The sequence below is a fragment of the Sulfobacillus harzensis genome, assembly GCF_012933365.1.
In the GTDB taxonomy this organism is placed as follows: Bacteria; Bacillota; Sulfobacillia; order Sulfobacillales; family Sulfobacillaceae; genus Sulfobacillus_B; species Sulfobacillus_B harzensis.
Genome location: NZ_JABBVZ010000181.1, coordinates 1 through 4,058, shown reverse-complemented (window position 1 = coordinate 4,058; position 4,058 = coordinate 1). Strand labels below are relative to the sequence as shown.

The 4,058-nt window shown below is 57.9% G+C and carries 3 protein-coding genes; 2 read left to right on the top strand and 1 reads right to left on the bottom strand.

All coding sequences use genetic code 11. The features are described 5' to 3' along the window. Both HIJ39_RS21825 and acnA read left to right on the top strand, forming a co-directional pair. Nucleotides 1-975 (top strand): MFS transporter (locus tag HIJ39_RS21825; RefSeq protein WP_169103152.1); only part of this gene is annotated, 975 nt, incomplete at its 5' end. Between the two features lie 46 nt (nt 976-1,021). Then, nucleotides 1,022-3,775, top strand: a complete 2,754-nt coding sequence (gene acnA, locus HIJ39_RS21820) for an aconitate hydratase AcnA (protein ID WP_169103151.1) — start codon at nt 1,022-1,024, stop codon at nt 3,773-3,775. Nucleotides 3,776-3,821: 46 nt separating this feature from the next. On the opposite strand, the gene HIJ39_RS23875 is transcribed toward acnA, so the two are convergent. Then, on the bottom strand, nt 3,822-4,058 hold a 237-nt coding region (locus tag HIJ39_RS23875; protein WP_207711850.1), incomplete at its 5' end, for a hypothetical protein.

The window sequence follows — 4,058 nt, the reverse complement described above, 5'->3', positions numbered from 1 at the left end:
GGTTCTACGGGGAGGAGGGCGCTCAAGGGGCACTCGCTACCACAGCCAAGCCCCGAGGCCCCTCTTTACCTACCAGTGAGCCGTCTGGTGGTAGGCCTCGGCGTCGGCGCCGATTACGCCGTGATTTTCCCCTATTTAGCGGAAGTCGCCGCCCCCAACCGCCGCAGCAAGATAATGGCTTGGACCATGTGGGCGGCCAACTTCGGGATGGTCTTCGCCTACGGTCTAGGCGCCCTGGTGTTGAACCAGGACCAGGGGTGGCGCATTCCCTTGCTTGTCGGTAGCGTGTTGGTCGTCCCCCTTCTATGGCTTCGCCGCGCCTTACCCGAATCCGATCTCTGGATGCGCCGTCACGTGCACTCGTGGCATCACCTTTGGGAAGCGCTCACCACCCCCAAAACCATGAAGGTGGTTTCGACCGCCTCCATCAACTGGTTTAGCTATCAAGCCAGTGATCAGGGCCTGTCCCTCTTTTTGCCATCCATGCTCGCGGCCCTATTCGCCAGTTCCGTAGCCTCCGCCTCCTGGAGAAGTTTGCTGGTCAAGGTGGTAACGATTCCCGCCGCCCTAGCCACCGTCTATGCGATTGACCGCGTGGGCCGCCGTCCGCTGCAACTCTGGGGATTTTTGGGTCGGGGCCTCGCCCTATTGGCTTTAGGCGCCATCATACTTCACATGCCGTCTGAGACCGGAACATCCCACGTCCTCGTGTTTGCTCTCTTGGTGGCAGCGTACGCCCTCGGAGCCTTTGGCCCCGACAAAACCACCGTAATGGCGGCATCGGAGGAAACGGATACGGCTGTGAGAAGTACCGCTCAGGGGATCTCGGAAGGGTTTGGTCGGTTAGGCGGGGTGGTTGGCGTGGCCGGATATAGTTTTCTCGCCTTCCGCTTTGGAACCGGCGCGGGAATGGTCTTTTTTGGACTTCTCACCCTGCTCGGCTTCGTGGTCACAGCCGTTCAACCCCGGCTCTGACATCAAAAAGCAACGCGAAAATTGCGGATAAGGTTTACAATAGGGAATGGCAATTGATGCGCATTTTTTAAGCGAGGTGAACAGCTTGACCGTGGCCAATAAGCACGACCCGTTCGGCGCCAAGGCAGATGCCCGCGTCGACGGACAACCCATCACCTATTATCGTCTTAGCGCCCTCGAAAAGCTTTCTGGGGCCCAGGTAAGTCGCCTCCCCTTTTCCATTAAAGTCCTTCTTGAGTCCCTTTTACGCCAACTGGACAACTATCAAATCAACCCGGAAGATGTCGAGGCACTGGCCCGATGGTCCCCGGACCAACCCAGCCGACGGGAAATTCCCTTCAAGCCGGCCCGAGTTGTCCTGCAAGACTTCACCGGTGTACCGGCGGTAGTCGATTTAGCGGCCTTGCGGTCGGTCATGGAGCGCCATCACGGTGATCCCGCCAAAATTAATCCCCTCGTACCGGTCGACTTGGTCATCGACCACTCCGTGCAGGTCGATCAATTTGGGCGTCTAGAAGCACTCGAATTCAATATGGAGCGGGAGTTTGAACGCAACCAGGAACGCTATCGGTTCCTGAATTGGGCGCAAAAATCTTTCAATAACTTTCGCGTCGTTCCACCAGCCACCGGCATTGTCCATCAGGTGAACTTGGAGTATCTCGCCTCGGTGGTTGCTCACAAGACGGCTGACGGGCAACGCGTCGTCTTCCCCGATTCGGTTGTCGGCACCGACTCCCACACCACCATGATTAACGGACTAGGTGTTTTGGGATGGGGTGTAGGCGGCATCGAGGCGGAGGCCAACATGTTAGGTCAGCCGCTCTATTTCGTCACCCCACAAGTTGTTGGATTCCGGCTCACGGGGAAACTCAAAGAAGGTGCGACGGCCACTGACTTAGCGCTCACCATTACCGAGCGCTTGCGTCGCCACGGGGTTGTGGGCAAGTTCGTCGAGTTCTTTGGCACCGGTCTGTCGCACATGAGTCTTGCCGACCGGGCGACGATTGCCAACATGGCACCTGAATACGGGGCGACCATGGGGTATTTCCCGGTTGATGCGGAAACGCTCCGGTACTTGAAGGAAACTGGCCGGAGTTCCGAGCACATTGCCCTGGTTGAATGGTACATGAAGGAACAGGGGTTGTTCCGGACCGATGACACCCCTGACCCGCTGTTCAGCGATGTACTGGAGCTGGATCTGGGCACGGTGGAACCATCACTGGCCGGTCCCAAGCGTCCCCAGGACCGCGTGCCCCTATCAGCGATGAAGCCCACTTTTGAAAAGGCGCTTACGGCGCCCGTAGCGGAGAGGGGCTTTGGCCTGTCGCCGGATGACGTGGCGAAAACAGCCACGGTGCACCATCCCGACGGGACTCAAGAGGAGCTCAAGAACGGGTCGGTGGTCATTGCCGCCATTACGAGTTGTACCAACACCTCAAACCCCATGGTCATGATCGGGGCAGGCCTGTTGGCCAAAAAAGCGGCGGAGCGAGGCATCAAGCCTCCTCAGTACGTCAAGACCAGCCTGGCGCCTGGATCACGCGTGGTTTCCGCGTATTTAGAGCGAGCCGGGTTGATGCCGTACTTAAATCAGTTAGGCTTCGAGGTGGTGGGCTATGGCTGCACCACTTGCATTGGCAACAGTGGTCCGCTTCCTGAGGCAGTCTCCGAAGCCATTCAATCGGGCGACTTGACCGTCGCAGCTGTACTGAGTGGGAATCGCAACTTCGAGGGCCGCATTCATGCCCAAGTGAAAGCCAACTATCTAGCCTCACCGCCTTTGGTGGTTGCCTATGCCTTAGCGGGAACCGTTGATATTGACCTGCAGCACGATCCGCTGGCCCACGATGCCAACGGAAACCCGGTATTCTTAAAAGACATCTGGCCGAACACCGAGGAAATTTTGGCGACGTTGAACGATGCCATCAAGCCGGAACTGTTCCGCGAACAATACGAAACGGTATTTTCTGCCAACGATCGCTGGAACCACATGGGTGCTCCGGAGGGCCAGCTGTATCAATGGGATGCCAACTCCACCTATATTCAAGAGCCTCCTTTCTTCACCGACTGGAGTCCGGAGCCTCGGCATCTTCACCCCATTCACAACGCTCGGGTGCTCGCTATTTTGGGTGACTCGGTCACCACCGACCACATTTCGCCTGCCGGCAACATCGCCGTGAAAAGCCCAGCCGCGAAATATCTCATGGAACACGGGGTGGAACCCAAAGACTTCAACAGCTACGGTGCACGCCGCGGCAATCATGAGGTAATGATGCGGGGCACCTTCGCCAACATTCGTATCCGCAACCTCATGCTCCCAGGTGTGGAAGGCGGCGTGTCGGTGCACTGGCCTGATGGCCAGCAGGACAGCATTTATGACGTGGCAATGCGCTATCAGGCTGAAGGAGTGCCGTTGGTCGTGCTGGCAGGAAAGGAATATGGCACCGGCTCCTCCCGTGACTGGGCGGCCAAGGGTACCGCGCTTCTAGGAGTCAAAGCCGTCATTGCGGAAAGCTTTGAGCGCATTCACCGCAGCAACTTGGTCGGCATGGGTGTGCTGCCGTTGCAATTCCCCGACGGCACCAACGCACAGACCTTGGGCCTAACGGGTGAGGAAGTCATCTCGTTGGATGTTCCCCAGGACATCAAGCCGGGACAGCAAGTCACCATCGAAGCCAAGCGCCCGAATGGCGAGGTCGTTCGCTTCACCGCCACCGCGCGATTGGACACCCCAGTGGATGTGGACTACTACCGCAACGGCGGTATCTTACAAACCGTGCTGGGAAATTTGGCTCAATAACGGGATCTCAACGCGAACACCGTCCCCCGTGGGGCGGTGTTTTCGGTTACATGCGAGGCCAGGTCCCCTTGGCGTGTTCTCCAGAGGGACGGTCTTTAAGATGATGGAGAGGCACCTCACTGACGAGGCGATCCACTATCATGGCAGCGACCTGTTGAGGAGTTTTTTCGTCGGTATCGATAACCCAGGCGCCCACCCCGGCCCGTTCTAGCAGCTTGTGTGAATAGTCCCGAACATCCGGCGCAAAAAGGACTTCGCGACCCGGATGGCGAAATAAAAACTT